The organism is Ruegeria sp. YTSA105 (assembly GCF_059610225.1).
In genome coordinates this window covers 118,167-136,982 of sequence record NZ_JBXWNE010000009.1, presented here as the reverse complement: position 1 = coordinate 136,982, position 18,816 = coordinate 118,167, and the positions used below count along the sequence as shown (strand labels likewise).

Below are 18,816 nucleotides of genomic sequence, written 5' to 3'. Positions count from 1 at the left end.
AGGCATCTGATCGGGCATGGTGGTATAAAGCTGAAGTAGGTTGATAGCGGGGAGACGGGAGCTGATGGTGATCTGGTCATGGGCAACCAGAAATCTCTGAGTCTGCCAGAGTGACTTGTCGGGACCGATGATCTTTTCGCGTTTTCGGGTTGATTGGTGGGATCCTTCAATCCGGTTACTTAGACCCTTGTGCACTGCGCAGTGCTGGGCTCAGGTTTTGGAAGACACTGAACAATTTCAAAATTTGATTTCGAGAACGAACTCACTTCGGTGTTTCCAGTCGCCTTTGTTCTCGCTCTTTTCTTGTCTTCGCATTGAGACCGGCTCGGGCCTATTCAGCAATTTCGTTGATCAATCGTGTCTCGAGAAGTTGACCGTTCTGGTATAGGACCGGGTAAGCAATCGATGCAATATGACTGTTGAACTCCCGGAAAGCCCGCAATGTCTCTAGATGAATATCACTGGTTTCGAAGCTTTCCGTTGTTCCATGCTGCAACCGGCGCAGGTGACGCTTGCGGCTTTCACGTTCCACGCGTTTGATTTCGGTTTTCTCAAGGCTGAGAAGCCGGGCGCTTTCCAGATCGTCTGAAACAAGTACATTTGATGCCAGTTTCATGTTTGCAAGAATACCTTCATGCATCTGAACAAGTTCGGACCAGCCATCTTGCGAAAAGCTTGAGCCTTTGGCCCGCATTTCACCGGCCAATACAGTCAGGCGTTTGGCAACAACGTCACCCGCCGTTTCAAGCCTGATCGCAAACTCCATAAGGTCGCGTGCGGTTTTAGCATCGTGTTTTTCATATAGCTCAGGGGGTATCGCGGCGACGAAGGCTCGAATACCCGAGAGGCACCGGTTTACGTCCTCGTCAATGGCCTGAACTGACCGGATCTGTTCTTTGTCTCCGCTGCGGTAAAGTTCAAGAGCAGGACGGAACATGGTTTCGAGAAGATCGCTCATCCGCAGCAGCTCACGCTTGAGGCTCGGCAAGGCCTGATTGGGATTTGCCACGTCTTCCATGTCCAATGCGCTGACCGGTTGTGCGGGTTGCGACTTCTGTACTTTCTGCTGGTCTGGCAAGAGCCTTTCGAGCAAGTTCTGCCAGTGTCCACAAAACGGAAGGGCTAAAACCAAAAGCGACAGGTTGAAAGCAAGATGCACGTTGACTAGCATTTGCCCCCCTTGCGGGTCGCCCAAAAGCCCGGTTCGTAGGGCAAAATTTGCTGCAAACAAACTAGCCAACGCCCAACTGCCTCGCAGCGCCAAATTTGCATAGGGTATTCGTCGGGCAGTCACTGGCATTCCTCGGGTTAGCCATACCGGAATGAAGGCCGAGCCAAAGTTCGCGCCAAAAACCAAAGACATTCCGGCGGCAAATGGGATCGCTCCAATTTGCACAAGTGTCACACACATAAGGATGGCCGCAACCGAGGAATGCATGACGAAGGCTAAGGCACTCCCGACAAGAAATGCAGTGATATAGTCGCGCGACAAGTAATCCGCGACTGTGGGTAAAAATGCACTGTCCCGAATTGGGTCCATCGCCTCACGAAGGAACCGAAGTGAGATCAGGATAAAGGCAACGCCCATCAGAATGCGCCCTAGTTGTCGGGCTTTTTTGGCTTCGGTCTTGACGAATAGATAGCCTCCAATCGCCAGCAGCATTGGAATAAGCCAGTCCAACCGGAACGTAAGAATCTGGATGATCAGTGCTGAACCTAGATCGCCTCCGAGCACAATCGCCAGACCGGCAGGAAAACTCAACATTCCACTGGCAGCAAACCCAGAGGTCAACAGCGCCACTGCCGCCGAACTTTGCAGTACAACCGCCATCATCAGACCCACAAATGAGGCCTGCAGGTAACTGTGCTGTCGCGTCAAAACGCGCTGGAACGACGCTCCATAGCTGCGCTCAATTCCAGTGCGTACCATTCGAACTGCAAAAAGCAGCAACATCGTCGCGCCAGCAAGGCTGATTAAAAAGCTGACTATCGCCATGCTCTACCTCACTCCCACGGTTTGCTTGGAATAACAGGGTGCGCTGCAATCCTGCCAACCAACGACCGGAGACCGACCCGGTGATTTTGCGGACGAGTAATTTCGATAAAACGCTCAGCGCCCGAGTTTGCTGAAAAAAATCGGACGCGCCTGTTCCACCGGGAAAACGCATTCACTTTCTTGGTGGTAGGCAGTGGCCCTTGGCGCCATAATTGAGAATTGATCTCCACGTCCATTGACCACTGTTTTCCTGGAAGCAGAGAGAGCAACGGCGTGTTTTGCTCTAAAGGTATGGCCACAAAGATTAACATTCGTCCTTAATCGCGTTGACAACAATGTCGATTGCACAGTCGAGATCCTTGCGCGTGATCGTTAGCGGCGGTGACAATGTAAGCACGCACCCCTGACTGATTTTGTAGCTTAGGCCAGCTTCCAAACAAGCATAATAGATCCGCTCGGCTCGTGCATTTCCAGGTGTCTTGTCGGCACGGTCATCGACAATTTCGACACCAAACATCAGACCACGGCCGCGAATGTCACCGACGATCGGGATATTCTGAAGCTCACCCATCAGACGATCCATAGCGTGCTCGCCCAACTCAGCCGCCCGGTCAACCAACCCCTCATCTTCGATGATTTGTATTGTGGTAAGCGCGGCGCGTGCAGTCACCGGGTTTTTTTCGTGTGTATAATGTCCAATGGCAAAGTCTCCGCAGACGTCCAGTTTGGTTCGCGCGATACAAGCTGCAATCGGCAGGATGCCTCCGCCAAGTGCCTTACCCAAGGTGACGATGTCAGGGATAATCTCGTCATGCTCAAAGGCAAACATCTTGCCGGTCTTTCCAAGCCCCGTGGGAATCTCGTCCATGATCAAGAGAGCCCCGTGACGATTACACGCCTCCCGCACAGCTTTCCAGAAGCCCGGTGGCGGCACATAAGGCACCGCGCGCATAGGCTCAGCGATGACCGCAGCTACGTCTCCCTCGCGTTCTAGAACGAACTCGACCATTTTTGCACAAGCCAACCCACAGGTATCTGGGCCGGCGTGATTGTACGGGCATCGGTAACAGGCAAAAGGTGCCACGTGCTCTGCACCCGGGAGAAGCGGGCCGGCTATATGGCTGCGAAATGTCGCCTCGCCTCCGACGCTTGCGGCGCCAAAACCGGCACCGTGGAAGGCATCCCAGAAGCTAATTGTTTTGAACCGACCGGTGGCAGCGCGCGCTATCTTGAGAGCGACCTCGTTTGCATCAGAGCCGCCGGTCGTAAACAGCATTTTCCCAAGGTCGTCTGGCGCGATTTCGGCGAGCTTTTCGGCCAATTCAACCGCGGGATCATTAGTGAAGCGACGGGGTGCGAAAGACAGGTCATCCAGTTGCGCCTTGATCGCGGTGATCAAACGGGGATGTCCGTAACCGATATGATGCACTGAATTGCCATGGAAATCCATGTAACGGCGGCCGTCCAGGTCTTCGACCCAAATCCCCTCAGCTTTGGCAATGGTGCTAACGCATGGCGAGGACAGTGACTGGTGGAGAAACGCGTTAGCGTCGCGTTTCAGCAAGGGTGAAGATTTAGGCCCTATAGATTCCTTCATCCATGCTTTTCGCGCGCTGGAAGTATTGGATTCGCCTTCCGTGTGGACGATTTGTGACATGCTTTTTCCTCAACGCCGCTTGTGAAAAAATGCGGACCTCGCAAAGTCCGCCAGTACCAGGGAGGAACTTGTGGTGCCCCGACCCGGGTCGGGACGGGGCACAAAAACTAGCGTGGCCAGGGCAGCGAGTAAGTTTTTACGTTAGTAAAAAACTTCATTGCCTCGATGACACCTTCTTTAACCCCATTACCGCTGTCCTTGATGCCTCCGAAGGGGGACATTTCGATACGGTATCCGGGTTGTTCCCAAATGTTGCAGGTGCCCACGTTCAGACCGTTGATAAAGGCAATCGCACGGTTCAAGTCGTTCGTACAGACGCCTGAGCTGAGGCCGAATTCGGTACCGTTCGAAATACGCATCACCTCGTCGTCATTGTCCGGAACCCGAACGATGGGCACAATGGGGCCAAAGGTTTCTTCCATCACCAGCTCGCTGTCATGGGGGACCTTATCGACCACGATGGGCGGCAGTAGTGCACCCTGACGGCCCGGATGATAGAGGATTTCTGCGCCGTCGGCCTCGGCCATGTAAACGCGTTTTTCGAACAGTTCAGCTGCCTTGTCATGGATGACACAGCCCAGTTCGGTCTCGGGGTCTTGTGGGTCGCCGAACTTGATCTTCTTCGCCTTTTCCAGAACCAATGGCACAAACTTGTCGGCCACGCTTTCTTGCACCAGAATACGTTTGATCGCAGTGCAGCGCTGACCCGAATTGCCGGTGGCGCCTGCCACAGCAATGGTCGCGGCCTTCTCAAGGTCCGCGTCAGAAAGATCGTTCAAAACGATCAGAGGGTCATTGCCCCCCAGTTCCAGAGCTTGCCGCTTGTAAACACCTTTTTCGGCGATCATCTTACCCACCGGCACGCCGCCGGTGAATGTGATGATGTCGATGTTTTCATTGGTGATCATCTCGTCGCCAATGTCACCTGGCCAGCCGGTAACCACTTGGAACATCTCGGGTGGTAGACCCGCGTCGTAGAGGATGTCAGCTAATGTCAGCGCCGTCAGCGGCGTCAGTTCCGTCGGCTTACACACCATGCAGTTGTTGGTCGCGATTGATGGCGCGATCTTGTGGCTGACCATGTTAAGTGGATGATTGAATGGTGTGATTGCCGAAATCGCATTCACCGGCTCGCGCATGGTGAATATTTTTCGATCTTTGCCATTATGGGTCAGGTCGCATGAAAAGATCTCGCCATCATCCTTCATCGCCTCAGCGGCGGCGAACTGATAGACATCTTGCGCACGCTTGGTCTCATAAATCGCATGCTGGTGACAGATACCCAGTTCCAACGTCAGCCATTTGGCAAGGTATTCACGACGTTCACCAATCAACTCGCCCGCACGCTGCAGGATCTGGCTGCGCTCATACCGTGTGAGCTTTGGAGTGTAATTCGCCGCGACTTCGAACGCTTTGCGCGCATGTTCTGCCTTGCCGGCGGGTACATGCCCGACAATCTCGTTTGTGTATGGGTACAGAACCGGCACCGTTTCGTCGGTAAAGACGATCTCGCCCCCGATGCGCATTCCTTCATTGCGGATTTCGATTTTAGACATGGTTTGATCTTTCATGGATTACTGCGCCGCCGCTGTAGTTGCATAGAAAAACGCATCAAAATTGCGCAACTCGGGCGCAGTCCCCAAGTCGATAACCCGGTTTACGATGAATGGAACTTCCTGCTCGGTCAGTCCACCGTGGCTGCGCAGCGGCTCGTTGAGAGCGGCCAGATCGTGGCGGTCTTCAGAGGTACCGATACAGATGTTTTCACCCGAGACCATCACGATATCACCAATGCGGTCACCGGGCAGTTCAAAACGCTTGATCGCTTCTTCCTTGGTCAACACGTGGGTGATGCCGGGTGTAGCTTTCAGTTTGCCGATGATGTCGTTGCGATCCGCGTCTTCGGGCAGATAGCAGGTGGCAAACGACCCGAGTGCGCCGTGGTGCACCACATAGGGGTCCGTGATCGGCAAGATGACACGGGCCGCGTCCTTGCCCAGCCATTCATCCACCAGATCCTGCACATATACCACGCTGGGCGAGCCATCGGCGTGGTGCTTGGGCTTCATGCCGTGGTCGGCGGTGACCACGATGGCAGCGCCCATGGCGTCCAGTTCGGTTAGATATTTGTCAAACATCTCATAGAATGCCTTGGCCTCGGCCTGATCGGGTGCGTATTTGTGCTGCACGTAGTCGGTGGTGGTCAGATACATCACATCTGGTTTCCACTCTTTCAGCAACTTGACACCCGCAGCAAAGACAAACTCGGACAACTCTGCCGAATAGACCTCGGGTTGGGCCATGCCCAACCATGCGCTTGCTTTCTCCTGACCATGCTCAGCCTGGTTCGACGTGTCGGACTTTTCCGCAGAGAAGCATTTGGCCCGGTCGTCGTCGAACTTCAGACCCGCCCCCAACAACGCGCGCAGCTTGTCCTTCGCGGTGACTATGGCCACCTTGGCGCCAGCGTCATAGAACTGCTTGAACACGGTCGGTGCACGCAAAAAGCGCACATCGTTCATCATCACTTCTTCACCACTGTCCGGATCAATCAGATAGTTTCCACAGATGCCGTGCACGATAGGCGGACGGCCAGTCGCAATGCTGAGGTTGTTAGGGTTGGTAAACGACGGGATCACCGAATGGGCCAGCCGGTCAGTGCCGGTTTCGCGCATTCGCTTGAGAGTCGGCATCAGACCGTCAGCAATAGCTTTGTCCAGGTATTCTGGCTCACAGCCGTCAAGGCAGATGGCAATGGCGGGCACTTTGGGCATCGGGTAGACACGCTCGTTGGCTTCAACAGGGGTGTGGATGGTCATTTGGTTTGTTCCTTGATCCTTAAGCGGCCAGTTTGGCGCGTTCTTCTAAAGCTTGGAGAGGGGGTGTGGCACTCGACACACCCATTTTTTCCAAAGTTTCCTTTGCGGCAATTACAACTTTCCGCATAACCTTGTCGTCCATCTGACCGATGCACCCAACGCGGAAGCTGTCGACGACGGTCAACTTGCCGGGGTAAATGATGAAGCCTTTTTCTTTCATCAGATTGTAGAACTGATCAAAGACAAAGTTTTCATCGGCCGGGCAGAAGAATGTTACGATGATTGGGCTCAGCCAGCGATTGTCGAGCAGAGTTTCGAAACCCAGCTCACGCATGCCGGCGACCACAACATCCCTGTTGCTGGTGTATCGGGCTCCGCGACCGGAAACGCCGCCCTCAGCCGCATGTGCCCTGAGGGCTTCGATGAAAGCGGCAACCACATGGGTGGGCGGCGTAAATCGCCATTGACCGGTTTTGTTCATATGCGCCCACTGCGCGTGAACGTCCAGAGACAGCGAATGACTGTTACCCTTGGCATCCTCAAGCTCGTTCTTGCGCGCGATTATGAACCCAAACCCCGGAACACCCTCAATACACTTGTTGGCGGACGAAACCATTGCCTCATAGCGGACTTCCGTAGGCTTCAACTCGATCGCACCAAAGGCTGACATTGAGTCGACAAGAAGCTTGCGACCAGCGGCGTAAACCGCCTCCGATATTTCCTCTACCGGATTCAGAATGCCCGAGCTTGTTTCGCAGTGGATAGCAACGACATGGGTGATCGCGGAATCATTCGCCAGAATCTCGGCAACTTCTGAGCCACGCGGCGGCAGATAGTCGCCCTTGTCCAAAACAACATGATCGCGTTCCAGATACTCGAGCGTTTGCGCCGAGCGCTGACCGTAAGCGCCATTGGCCAGCACCAATGCCTTGCCATCGCGCGGAATGAACGAAGCCAGCATTGCCTCTACTGAAAACGATCCGCTCCCCTGCATCGGTACGCAGTCAAACTCATCGGCGCCCTCGCCAAGCAATGCCAAAAGACTGGAGCGCAACTCCTGGGTCATACCCCGAAAGTCATCATCCCAGCTTCCCCAATCCCTCAACATGGCTTCTTTCACGGCGTATGACGTGGTCAAGGGGCCAGGAGTTAGTAGATAGGGCTCGCCGAGACGCGGTTGTTCAATTTGAGGAAAAGAAGACGTCATAACCAAGCTCCAGATCAACGTTTCAAAGACACAGTTGCAGCAACCGCAGCTATATGTGAAATTGCAAATATCAATCTAATTATAAGCTCAGCCTATGCTCGAACCTTCAGGAGTTTGAAATGCGACATAGCCAGCTCAAAGCCTTTCATTTCGTGGCCAAATATGGTGGGTTTTCGCGTGCTGCAGAGGCGCTTTTTTTGACGCAGCCAGCAATCTCAGAGCAAGTTCGCAAACTTGAGCAGGATCATGATTTGTTGTTGTTCAAGCGTGAGCGAAAAAGAGTGAACCTAACCCCGGAGGGGACGCAGCTTTACCGGTACACCAAGCAGTATTTTGAGATCGAGGATCAGATCGAGGACTATCTGTCAGAAACGAGGGCTGCGATCGACGGCGAGCTGCGGATCCTTGCCGATTCCGCGCACCACTTGACCGACTTTCTGGGACCGTTCCGAGAAAAATATTCGAACATTACGATTACCGTCCGCGCTGGCAACACCGAGGACATTTTGGAGGAGCTCAGATCTTACAATGCAGAAATTGGTGTTGTTGGCAGCGTGTCTCCCGGCAAGGACATGAGTGTTCTTAGCCTCGGTTCGACCGAGATCGTGGCATTCACGGCCCGCAGTTTGCTTCTCGCCTCAAAACCTACATTGTCCCTCGCAGAGCTGGCGGAGTTGCCTCTCATCTTCAGGGAACAGGGATCAAAAACACGCCAAAAGCTCGAAGATGAAGCCAGTAAACGGGGGGTGCCGCTGAAACCGGCAATTGTGGCCGAAGGAAGAGAGGCCGTCAGAGAGTTGGTGGCATCAGGTGCAGGTATCGGGTTCGTGTCCCAGGCAGAATACGGTCACGACGACCGTCTCAGACAAATCAAGCTGCAAGACGTCGACCTGCAAATGGGAGAAAGTATGATCTATCTCTCCCAACGGCGTGAGGTGAAGACCATTCGCGCCTTCATGAAATTCGCCAATTCTGTTCTAGAAGAAAAACAAAACCCCATCAATCAGTGATCGGTGGGGAGATGCCTAAATGGGTTTTCTTGTTAGCGGGTTCGCCAGGCTTGCGTGCGACCGAGGACGCCTTTGGAAGCAATCAGGTGGATGATCCGCGCTGCGGCGTTTGTGTAGAAGATCATCATCCCCATTGCGGCAGCCGGCGCAATATCGCCTGCATCGTCCATGTTTAGCACTGCAATAGATGCCAACGTGGTTTTGGGCGAGTATAGGAACACAACCGCAGATACCGTCGTCATTGCGTTTACGAACAGATAGATTGATATGTCCAGCACGGCTGGCAGGCAAACAGGGACCGTGACACGGGCAAACAACTTCATCGTCGGTTGCTTGAGCGAGGCTGATACCGACTCGAATTCTCTGTCCATCTGCTTGAGCGCTGTCACTGCCGTCAGGTGCGACACAGTATAGAAGTGTGTCACCGTACAGATCACCAAAATTGCCATTGTTCCGTAGATACCGTTCAGCGGATTAGACGGGCTATTGAAGAAGAAGATGTATGACAGGCCCAGTACCATGCCCGGGATCGCCATTGGCAGCATCGCGAACATCTGAAAGATCGATCGACCTGTTCTAAACCCGTTCGACTTTTCAACCAGATAAGCACCAAAGAAGACGACTGAAGTACCGATCACCGCCGTCAAAAGCGCCAGCTTGATCGAGTTAATGTAGGAGCCCCAACCGCCACCATCCATCTTGTTGAAATCGTAGTTCTTCAGGCTCAGGCTCAGGTCGTAGGGCCAAAACTTGATTAGCGCCGCGAATTGGCACACAGCCAGCAGCCCAACGATGAACAAACCGATCAGACAGCAATAGACTAGAAAGAACCGATCTGCCTTTCGATTTGGGGTTGGCTGGTACGGGACCGACCGGGCCGACAATAAGGCAACCTGCTTTGATTGCACCATGCGGTCGATCGCGAACGCCAGGATTGCCGGGATCACCAGAACGACCGAGACTACGGCACCCATTTCAAAGTTCTGCTGGCCGATCACCTGCTTGTAGATATCAACCGCCAGAACGTTGAACTGACCTCCAATCACTTTTGGCAGACCAAAATCAGTTATGACCAGATTAAATACAACGAAAGCGGCCGAGATCAGACCATATCGCGCGCCGGGAACGGTGACCGTCCAAAAAGTACGCCACGGCGTTGAACGCAGGCTGACTGCAGCTTCGTATAGTCGTGCATCAGAGATCGCCAGCGCCGTTGAAATGATCAGGAAGGCGTGCGGGAAGGTGAAGAACACCGAGCCTATCACGATGCCAATCGGACCATAGATACTGGCGCCGAACAGCAACTCTTTTATCATGCCCTGATTGCCGAACAGATAGACCAGCGCGATCCCGGGCAAGAGCGAAGGCACCAGGATCGGAGCCATCGCAATCAGACGAAACACACCCTTGAACCGCATGCAACTCCGGTTCAGCGCATAAGCGAACCAGAACGCCAAAGTTACTGTGACAATGGTGCTAATTACAGAAATCCAAAGGGAGTTCTTGATAGAATTGAACAGTGCCGGGGTTGAGAAGTAGTTGACGAAATTTTCCAAGCCTCGCGATTGAACTGGCCTCAGCTGAACCCGCCGGAACTGATTGGAATCGAGCGTGACCCAATCCGTATTGTCTTGCAGCGTAGAACCGACAAGAAACCGCCCGGTGTCGCTTGTGTTACGGATTTGGTACATGACCGGACTGCGAAAGCTGAAATCGGGAAAAAGCTCGGTTACCGATAGCCGCCCGTCTGAGCCGGTAGACAGTTCGGTGCCTGAAAAAGCCCCGATTTGTTCGTTCAGTGTGTCGGCTGACAGGATGGTTCCGTCAAATTGCCCCGCTTCATCACTGACCTGAAACTCGTATTGTGACAACTCCATCCGATAGGTCGAGAATGACTTGGAAAGCATCGTGTAAAGCGGCAGGACCAACGTCGCGACCAGATAGAGTGCGATCACGATCATGCTGCCGCGCATCAGGATGTCATCCCTGCTGAGCTTGGGTTTGATGTCAGGTCCGGCTGGAAGAGTCCCCGGGTTGGTTGAAATCTCGCTCATGCTGCCGTCTCCGGAACATCGAAGGCCATTAGCCGGTTTTCGGGCAGCTCAATCACCATGGTCCTACCCTCTTCCAGTTCTAGGCGGCGCACGGCATTGATCGAAAAATCTGCGATCAGTTCCGAAGATCCAAATCGCTCGTTGCTTAAGCGGCATCGCCAGAATGAACCGAGGAATTCCATTTCATCGAGAGTGACGTCGATGCAATTCCTGTTGCCGCCGGTATCGAGATAACCAGCCTCATGCGGGATGATATCCTCCGGTCGGATCGCCGCAATCGCTGGCATTCCGTCGTTGAACGTGTGGCTGAGGCACGCAAAGGTCTTTTCGCCGACACTCAATCGACCACCCTTGGTGACCTGAGACTGGATCTGGTTCATTTCCCCGATGAAGTCTGCCACGAACAAGTTTGCGGGTTCTCGGTAAATTTCTGTAGGTGACCCCACCTGCTCGATAACCCCATGATTCATGACCACGATCCGGTCCGCCATCGCCAGCGCTTCTTCCTGATCATGCGTAACCATCACAGTAGTCACACCCAGTTTGCGCTGCAGCTCTTTGATTTCGTGACGTAGATGGACGCGCACCTTTGCGTCCAATGCCGAAAGCGGCTCATCCAGCAACAAGAGACCGGGGTTGGTCGCAATGGCGCGGGCCAACGCAATCCGCTGCTGCTGGCCACCGGACAATTGCGCAGGATACTTTTTGCCTTGTTCAGGCAACCCAACCAAATGAAGCAGTTCGCTGACACGAACGGCAATATCCGATTTGCTGCGACCAGTGTTTTCCAAGCCGAAAGCAATGTTCTTTTCGATCGTCAGGTTCGGGAACAAGGCGTAAGACTGAAACACAATCCCGAAATCACGCTCTGACGGCGGCAGATTTGACACATCCTTGCCGTCTTGCATGACAGTGCCCTTGGTTTGCAGATCGAGACCCGCAATCGCCCGGAGCAAGGTTGTTTTGCCGCAACCCGACGGCCCCAGAAAGCAGACAAATTCGCCTTCGTTGATTTCGAGGGATATGTCCTTGAGTGCAAGAAAGCTGCCGAACGCCTTCCACAAATTCTGGATGCTTAGATACAGTTCACCGGGTGGGGTTTTCTGAAGCACGGGAGCGGTCCTCATATCTGCACCTCGGGAACGGCCGATCTGGGCCGGTTGAAGCCGGGCGCGCTGGTCGCGTTGTTTGGAAAAATAGAGTGGTGTGCAGAAGAGGTGCTTACACCTCTTCTGCAGGTTGGTTTACTTCGCTTCAGACTTCCCGTCATAGCGAGACTGCCATTCTTTCAGTATCGCCGCGCGGTTGTTGGCGGCAAATTCAAAGTCGTTATCGATCATCGCATCCAGAAGACCTTCAGGGAAGTGCTCGACCGGTTTTGCGACGCCAGGATAGGCGACAACGGCGTACCCTGTGTTGTACATCTCGTTGGCTTCCTTGGTGACGGTGAAATCAACCAGTTTCTGCGCGGCTTCGAGATTTGCAGTACCGGCAACAATAGCGGTCGCTTCCATGTCCCAGCCGACACCTTCTGACGGGACAATGATCTCAAGCGGCGCACCATCAGCTTTCGACTTAGCACCACGGAAAGCAAAAGAGATGCCAATCGGGATCTCACCTGCAGCAGCCAGTTTGCACGGCTTTGAACCAGAGTGGGTATATCGCGCGATGTTCTCGTGCAATCCGTCCATGTACTCCCAGCCGCCTTCTTCGCCGAACATCTGCAGCCAACTTGAAACATCAAGGAAACCAGTGCCCGACGAGTTCGGATTTGGCATGATCACCTGATCCTTATACATGGGGTCTGTAAGATCCTTCCACGAAGTTGGTGGCTTCAGTCCCGCCTTCTCGGCCTCGACGGTATTGTAGCAAACTGCCGCAACCCAAGCGTCCATGCCAACCCACGCCGGAGGATTGTCGCCATCGACAAATTTCGCGTCTAGGTCGCCAACACCCGCAGGCGCGTAAGGCTCCAGCATACCTTCGGACTTGAGCAACAACAGCGAAGTGGCTGCGAGACCCCACACGACGTCTGCCTGAGGGTTGTCCCTCTCGGCCAACAGTTTGGCGGTGATGATCCCGGTCGAATCCCGCACCCAGTTGATTTTGATGTCCGGATTGCTCGCATTGAACGTCTCAGCGTAGCGCGCCAGGTCTTCAGCTTCGACGGCTGTGTAAACTGTCAATTCGGTTTCAGATAACGCAACTGTAGCAGTCAAGGAGCTTACGGCCAGGGCTGCAAGAAATTTGGTCTTATGTTTCATCGTGATCCTCTGTCGGTTGATTATTCTCGGGAACGCCATTCTTGAGCAGCGCTTATTTGCAGTTCCATGCTCCGGCAGTGTGACAGATAAATAGATCAAGAAAAATCGATTATACCTTCCACATCATAAGCAAAACCTATGTAAGGCAATCCGCCCTAGCGCTCGGAATTGAGTGTCATACCCCATTGATATGAGATAGGAACTCTCCCTGCACCAGTCAGCCAAGAGTTTCGTTCAAATCAGCGCGCTTCGGCATTGGCCCATCGAACGGGCGGTGGGCTACGAAATCCGAGGCTACATACTGCTACCCGCAAGCACTATTCAGCGGAAGAGAAGATCAGGATCGTTCTGGACAGGCTCTAGGGTGAAGACAGCATTGCGGAGCTGTGCTGCCGGGCAGGCATTGCTCAGAGTCTGTACTATAGCTGGTCCAAAGAACTCCTTGAAGCTGGCAAGAAGCGCCTCGCGGGCTATAAGATACGGGCGGCGACCTTATCCGAAGTTAAAGACCTGCGCCTTGGACTCGTTATCCCGCAACTTCCTTCTCCTTAGTCCAACTTGTACGTCATCTTGTTAGGGCCAGAACCACAATTCCAACTGCCACGATTATCGCCGCCAGGAGCCTGTTGGATTTTGGACCCTCACCAAACCACATCACACCTATTATTGAAGCGAAGATGACCGAACTTTCTCGGAGCGCTGATACAACACCCAACGGCGCGAAACTCTTAACATAGAGCACCAGACCATAGGCTAAGCCGGAAATGATTCCTCCTGCTAAACCTGACCAGACATATCTCTTTGGAAGTGCGATGAGGCGTTCCCATCGAGTCGAGAAGATGAACCCCGCCACGAAGATCTCAGCCACGAACAATACCGTGATATATCCAAGCGTATTCCCTGACAGTCTCACGCCAATACCGTCAACCAAAGAGTAGGAAGCAATCATCAAACCAGTTCCGAATGCCGCCGCGATGCCTACCCAGTTCGTGCCCTTTCCAAGTCCGCCAAAAGACAGGCAACCGATGCCGGCCGAAATGCAGACAATACCGATCCACGCGCCCCGAGGAAGGAATTCACCGGCAAGAAAGACCGCTCCCAACGCCACTAATATGGGCGTTATCCCGCGCGATATGGGGTACACCACCGATAAATCGCCGTAACGGTAGGCCGTGTTGAGAAACCAGTAGTATCCCCAATGAATCAAGGTGGAACCAATAATGTATGGAATTGCAGCCATTACTGGAAAGCCCGTAAAAGGAAGCACGGCAAGCGCAGGTATGGCATGCCCGATCGAGATTAATCCCAACATAATGGCCTTGTCAGGCGCGCCCTTTACGACCGCATTCCACAGCGCATGAAGGAAAGCCGCAAACAGTACGATGAGGATCGCATGTACTGTCATTGCTCGTCGCAATCAGCGAAAACGCCTTGTAGACACATATGATTTTGCACCTCTATGCGCTCTGCTTCATGCGCTGATCGACTGGCGTTCTACTAAATCTTTGCTTGTATCGCTGCGAAAGCGTCGTACAGGAAACAAATCCACAGGCCAATGCAATTTCTGTCATTTACAGGTCAGTGAATTCGGCGATGGCATGAGCCTTCTCCAACCGCTCTGCCATATAGTTTGGCTTTGAGTTCGTCATGGTTCGTAACGAGGTTAGGCATTGATTGGCGGTCAAAACTGTCCGGCTTCCGTGTCTTGAGAGAATTCAATCAGAATTGAAGAAAACGTATTATTTGCGAATTGAACGCCGCAGGGCTCTATACCCGCCTCAAGGCCAAATCCGTTAACCATATTCAACACGCCAGCAGGCAGGATATCCGCGATCAGTTCACAGAACACCATGATTGTCGTTGGCGTTGCTTGGCCGGATTCAGGGCCACGCAATAGCCAGCAGCTCCAGATTGTCTGCCAGCTTTTGCACTATCCGCGTGAGAACATTCGCACGCTCGGTCACGCTGGTCGAACCTCAGGTATCGGCAGTCGAATGCGCTGGGTCCAGCGCGGCCTCAACGTCTGAAGCATCAGACCGTGCGATCTGGCCAATGGGCTGGACGGGAATCGGGCTTAGATTGTCAAAATACCGGCCTGCCTTTGGCTTGCAAAAGTCGCCTCCGATCAAATTGTCATAACGGGATGCAGGGGGCGAGATACTCGTTACCGCCTGCAGATTGGTCATCTCATTCATTGATTTTCTCCATAAGTTCACGGTCGGGGCTTTTGATATCCCGCGCATCGGCTGATGCAGCGGTGCGGAACCCGGCCTACCGTTCTTGTTGTACGGCGACTTGGCTAACATGATGAATTTTTGGAATGTATCCGAGCACAATAGTAATACTTTGGTCGCTGCTTGGGTCTTCCTTTCCGCAATCGCCGAGAGCGCCAAAAAATGTGCCTCGAATGTAAGCGCTTGCACGAATCAAATGTAAGCGCTTACAGTGTCGCTCAGAACTGCAACCTTTTCGGATCCTGTTTTATGTTCCTTACCGCCTCGCTGATCGTCTTTGTCATCTACTTCGCCAACGTCGCTCTGGGGGCCTTTGCAGCAAGCGCATTCCTTGGGGACGTGGGCGAAATGCTGGTTCTGTTTGCCGCGTCGATATTGTTTGTCGTCGCCATTCTTCAAAAAGAGGCTGACCGAAACAAAAAGAACGGCAGCTAAGGATTTCTGGGAGGAAACATAATGGACAAAGATCGCAAGGACCTTGCGTCGGCAGCACGCCGAAATTTTCTGAAATTGACGGCAACAGGCGGCTTCACGGCGGCCATGGTAGCCGGTGCTGCGGGGACGTTGTGGTCAACTGAAGCTGCAGCGCAAAGTGCCAGCGAAGAGCGCGACCGTGAGGCTGCCGCGGACCATATCATGGTTCTGGCAACTGCCTATCCGGTCGGTGCGTCGCGTGGTTATCCAATCATGCAGCTGGACCTGAAGGAAAACATCCAGAACGCGACCAACGGCAAGGTCTATGTCAAACTCGCGCCTGGCGGTCAGCTGGGTGCAGGCGGCGCGCTGGTGCAGGCGGTGCAGGGTGGCACAATTCAGGCAGCACAGCATTCGCTTTCGAACTTCGCGCCATTTGCCTCGACCGTTGACCTGATCAACATGCCGTATCTGTGCGGGTCGAACCAGCGTTTCACAAACCTCGTCAACTCGCAGTTCTGGAAAGACTCGGTTGAGCCGAAGGTCGAAGAAAACGGCTTCAAGGCGCTGTTTTATATCAACATCGACCCCCGTGTAGTTGCCATCCGCAAGGGTGGCCCCGGACCGGTCCTGACACCTGGCGACCTGTCCGGCGTCAAGTTCCGCGTTCCCGGCTCGAAGATGCTGCAGCAATACTACCGCATGGTTGGTGCAAATCCGACGCCTGTGGCCTGGGGAGAAACCCCGTCTGCGATCAAACAGGGCGTCGCTGACGCGCTTGACCCGTCCGTGGGTGCGCTCGAAGTCTTTGGTTTCAAAGATATCCTGAGCCATGTGACTTTCACCCAGGCCGTGCCAGACAGCCAAGTTTATTCGTGCAACCTGGAATGGTTTAACTCAATGCCCGCCGACGTGCAGGAAGGGATCATGTGGGGGTCCGAGATGACCTCGCACCAGAACCTTGCCAAAGTGCCATCGGCCCGCGCCTACGCTATGGCCGAACTGATCAAAGCAGGTGTCGAATTCCACTCGCTCAGCGAAGAGCAACTGGCCGAATGGAAAGCCGCTGGTGGCTACCAACGGTCCGAATGGGACGAGTTCAAGATCGATCTGGCCGGGTCCATGGACAACTTCGCCAAGATGGAAGAAGCCGCAGGTACCCAAGGCAAGTACTACGTGCATGACGCTTAACAGTCGGGTCGGGCGTGCCTCCACGCGCGCCCGATCACCAATCTTTCCCGCCTCAGTAAAAACCAAACGCGTCAGCGCGGTGCGTTTTGCTAGGCAAATCAGCAGGTTCTCACATGAGCTTTTTGCGCCGAATTGATAGAGACGCCGAGCGCTGGTTGCTTCTGGTCTTCTACGTGATGCTTGTCATCACCATGGCGATCGAGGTGCTGCGCCGGGAAATATTCTCTTTTTCCTCGATCTGGGGCGAAGAAATTGTGCGGTACTCCTTCATCTATCTCGCATGGATTGGTGCTGCGGCTGCAGTGAAAGAGCGCGCGCATATCCGCATTGACGTGCTGATGCACTACCTTGGGCCGCGTCCGAAGGCTTTGCTGTTTATCTTTGGCGACCTGGTGATGTTCGGTGTTGCTGTGATTGCCCTCTATTGGTCCTACGAAGCCGTGCATGTGTCAGCCAAATTCGGGTCGGTCACGGACGGGCTGCGCATTTCCAAAGTATGGTTCCTGATGGCGGTTCCATTGGGGTTCGGCCTGATCATATTGCGGCTGATTCAATCACTACTGCGCGACATCCATTCCCTCAGAACGGGCAAACCCGTTTTTGAGGGCGACACACTCTTTGATTGAGGGATGATTTGAATGCTTTGGCAAACCTTTGATCAAACCGTCGAGCTGGGTTGGGATTTCTATCTCCCCGTTATCATATTCGTCTCGCTGATTGCACTGGCGGTTCCGGTTTGGGCCGCCATCGGGACCTCGGCGATCCTGATGTTGGTCATGTCCGGCGACCTTCCCTTGAGCCTTGTTGGCGAAAAGCTGTTCACCGGCATTGATGCCTTTGCGCTGACCGCGGTGCCGCTGTTTATCCTGACAGGGGACGTGCTGGTCCGAACCGGGCTCAGTCGAAAATTCCTTGATGTTGCCGAGGCATTGACGTGTTTCACCAAGGGTGGTTTCGGGTCTGCCACGGTTCTTGTCTGTGGCATGTTTGCGGCCATTTCGGGATCGGACGCAGCTGGTGCTGCCGCGGTCGGACGTATGACTATCGCACGCTTGGTCGAAAGCGGCTATCCGCGCCCCTATGCCTGCGCTCTGGTGGCGGCGGGCGCCTGTACCGGCATTCTGATCCCACCGTCGATCGCCTATATCATCATCGGCCTTGTGCTCGGGATATCCGCATCGACCTTGTTCCTTGCGGCCTTGATCCCGGGGATCGCGATCCTGTTGTCGATCCTGATTACGAACCTGATCGTGAACCGCATCTACGCCTATGAAGGTGGCGGACAGATGACGATGGCCGAATGGTTGGGTAATCTGGGCCGTGCTCTAAAATCCGGTTGGTATGCGTTTATCGTGCCGGGTATCATCTTTTACGGCATATTCTCGGGCCGCCTGACACCAACAGAAGCGGGTGCAACGGCGGTCGTTGTGACAATCATCATGGGCTTTATTCTGCGGACGCTGTCCCTTGCGGATTTTCCCGCCATGCTGGTCAGTTCGGCAAAGGTGAACGGCGTCATTCTTCCCATAATCGCTTTCTCGGCTCCCCTGGCCGAAGCGCTGGCCATCATGGGCGTTCCGCAAGGTTTTGTGACATCGGTGACCGGGCTGACGGATGAACCATGGTTACTGATCCTGCTGATGATCGGAATCCTGATCGCCGCCGGTTGCGTTATGGAAACCACGCCGAATATCGTGATCCTTGCGCCTATCCTGAAACCACTCGCGGACAACATCGGCATGAACGAGATACAGTTCTGCATCATGATGATCACAGCTCTTGGCGTAGGCTTCATCACGCCGCCATTGGGGCTCAACCTGTTCGTGGTGTCTGGCATAACCGGGGAATCCATCCTCAAGATTGCCGCCCGTGCCGTTCCCTTTGTTCTTTGCATGTTCTTGGTTGTGTTGCTGATTGCTTATATGCCAGCGATTTCGACTACGTTCTTGCCCGAAATCTACAAGTAGGAC

15 protein-coding genes and 1 pseudogene are annotated in these 18,816 nt (G+C 53.9%); 6 read left to right on the top strand and 10 right to left on the bottom strand.

Annotation, left to right across the window (positions count from 1 at the left end):
* Nucleotides 1–331: 331 nt before the first annotated feature.
* The 5 genes from AC2FH2_RS13135 to AC2FH2_RS13115 form a co-directional block, all read right to left on the bottom strand.
* On the bottom strand, nucleotides 332–1,996 hold the full coding sequence (locus AC2FH2_RS13135) for a Na/Pi cotransporter family protein (protein WP_496713271.1): 1,665 nt from the start codon (nucleotides 1,994–1,996) through the stop codon (nucleotides 332–334).
* 304 nt (nucleotides 1,997–2,300) lie between these two features.
* Nucleotides 2,301–3,653, bottom strand: coding sequence for a (R)-1-hydroxy-2-aminoethylphosphonate ammonia-lyase (gene pbfA, locus AC2FH2_RS13130; RefSeq protein ID WP_281973209.1), 1,353 nt, complete (start codon nucleotides 3,651–3,653; stop codon nucleotides 2,301–2,303).
* 107 nt (nucleotides 3,654–3,760) lie between these two features.
* Nucleotides 3,761–5,224, bottom strand: coding sequence for a phosphonoacetaldehyde dehydrogenase (phnY, locus tag AC2FH2_RS13125; protein ID WP_271949908.1), 1,464 nt, complete (start codon nucleotides 5,222–5,224; stop codon nucleotides 3,761–3,763).
* Between the two features lie 3 nt (nucleotides 5,225–5,227).
* Nucleotides 5,228–6,472, bottom strand: coding sequence for a phosphonoacetate hydrolase (phnA, locus tag AC2FH2_RS13120; protein WP_496823875.1), 1,245 nt, complete (start codon nucleotides 6,470–6,472; stop codon nucleotides 5,228–5,230).
* Between the two features lie 19 nt (nucleotides 6,473–6,491).
* A complete protein-coding gene (locus tag AC2FH2_RS13115; RefSeq protein WP_281995490.1) occupies nucleotides 6,492–7,679 on the bottom strand; it encodes a 2-aminoethylphosphonate--pyruvate transaminase in 1,188 nt (395 codons plus the stop codon).
* A 119-nt stretch (nucleotides 7,680–7,798) separates the two neighbouring features.
* Between AC2FH2_RS13115 and AC2FH2_RS13110 the strand changes: the two genes are divergently transcribed.
* Nucleotides 7,799–8,689, top strand: a complete 891-nt coding sequence (locus AC2FH2_RS13110) for a LysR substrate-binding domain-containing protein (RefSeq protein ID WP_496823873.1) — start codon at nucleotides 7,799–7,801, stop codon at nucleotides 8,687–8,689.
* A gap of 32 nt (nucleotides 8,690–8,721) precedes the next feature.
* Here AC2FH2_RS13110 and AC2FH2_RS13105 read toward each other — a convergent pair whose 3' ends face one another.
* The 3 genes from AC2FH2_RS13105 to AC2FH2_RS13095 all read right to left on the bottom strand — a co-directional run bounded on the left by AC2FH2_RS13105 (nucleotide 8,722) and on the right by AC2FH2_RS13095 (nucleotide 13,106).
* Nucleotides 8,722–10,743, bottom strand: a complete 2,022-nt coding sequence (locus AC2FH2_RS13105; protein WP_142637689.1) for a putative 2-aminoethylphosphonate ABC transporter permease subunit — start codon at nucleotides 10,741–10,743, stop codon at nucleotides 8,722–8,724.
* Complete coding sequence (locus AC2FH2_RS13100; RefSeq protein WP_281973207.1) at nucleotides 10,740–11,855, bottom strand: putative 2-aminoethylphosphonate ABC transporter ATP-binding protein; 1,116 nt, start codon at nucleotides 11,853–11,855, stop codon at nucleotides 10,740–10,742. Before AC2FH2_RS13100 ends, AC2FH2_RS13105 begins: the two co-directional genes overlap by 4 nt.
* Nucleotides 11,856–11,987: 132 nt before the next feature.
* Nucleotides 11,988–13,106 (bottom strand): putative 2-aminoethylphosphonate ABC transporter substrate-binding protein, encoded by a 1,119-nt coding sequence (locus AC2FH2_RS13095; protein WP_496710558.1) that lies wholly within the window; start codon nucleotides 13,104–13,106, stop codon nucleotides 11,988–11,990.
* 156 nt (nucleotides 13,107–13,262) lie between these two features.
* On the opposite strand from AC2FH2_RS13095, the pseudogene AC2FH2_RS13090 reads away from it, so the two are divergent.
* Nucleotides 13,263–13,523: pseudogene (locus AC2FH2_RS13090) on the top strand (transposase); the annotation flags it as partial.
* A gap of 49 nt (nucleotides 13,524–13,572) precedes the next feature.
* On the opposite strand, the gene AC2FH2_RS13085 reads toward AC2FH2_RS13090, so the two are convergent.
* Nucleotides 13,573–14,412 carry a DMT family transporter gene (locus AC2FH2_RS13085; RefSeq protein ID WP_496823871.1) on the bottom strand — a complete coding sequence of 280 codons (840 nt, stop codon included), beginning with the start codon at nucleotides 14,410–14,412 and terminating at the stop codon, nucleotides 13,573–13,575.
* A gap of 571 nt (nucleotides 14,413–14,983) precedes the next feature.
* A complete protein-coding gene (locus AC2FH2_RS13080) occupies nucleotides 14,984–15,202 on the bottom strand; it encodes a hypothetical protein (protein ID WP_271949923.1) in 219 nt (72 codons plus the stop codon).
* 288 nt (nucleotides 15,203–15,490) lie between these two features.
* Between AC2FH2_RS13080 and AC2FH2_RS13075 the strand changes: the two genes are divergently transcribed.
* The 4 genes from AC2FH2_RS13075 (at nucleotide 15,491) to AC2FH2_RS13060 (ending at nucleotide 18,813) form a co-directional block, all read left to right on the top strand.
* A complete protein-coding gene (locus AC2FH2_RS13075) occupies nucleotides 15,491–15,676 on the top strand; it encodes a hypothetical protein (RefSeq protein WP_142637697.1) in 186 nt (61 codons plus the stop codon).
* 21 nt (nucleotides 15,677–15,697) lie between these two features.
* Nucleotides 15,698–16,846: a TRAP transporter substrate-binding protein gene (locus AC2FH2_RS13070; RefSeq protein ID WP_271949927.1), complete on the top strand. Its 1,149-nt coding sequence runs from the start codon at nucleotides 15,698–15,700 to the stop codon at nucleotides 16,844–16,846.
* Nucleotides 16,847–16,959: 113 nt separating this feature from the next.
* Entirely contained in the window at nucleotides 16,960–17,472 is a 513-nt protein-coding gene (locus AC2FH2_RS13065; RefSeq protein WP_496823869.1) for a TRAP transporter small permease, read from the top strand.
* Nucleotides 17,473–17,484: 12 nt separating this feature from the next.
* Nucleotides 17,485–18,813 carry a TRAP transporter large permease gene (locus AC2FH2_RS13060; RefSeq protein ID WP_142637703.1) on the top strand — a complete coding sequence of 443 codons (1,329 nt, stop codon included), beginning with the start codon at nucleotides 17,485–17,487 and terminating at the stop codon, nucleotides 18,811–18,813.
* The last annotated feature ends 3 nt before the right edge of the window (nucleotides 18,814–18,816 follow it).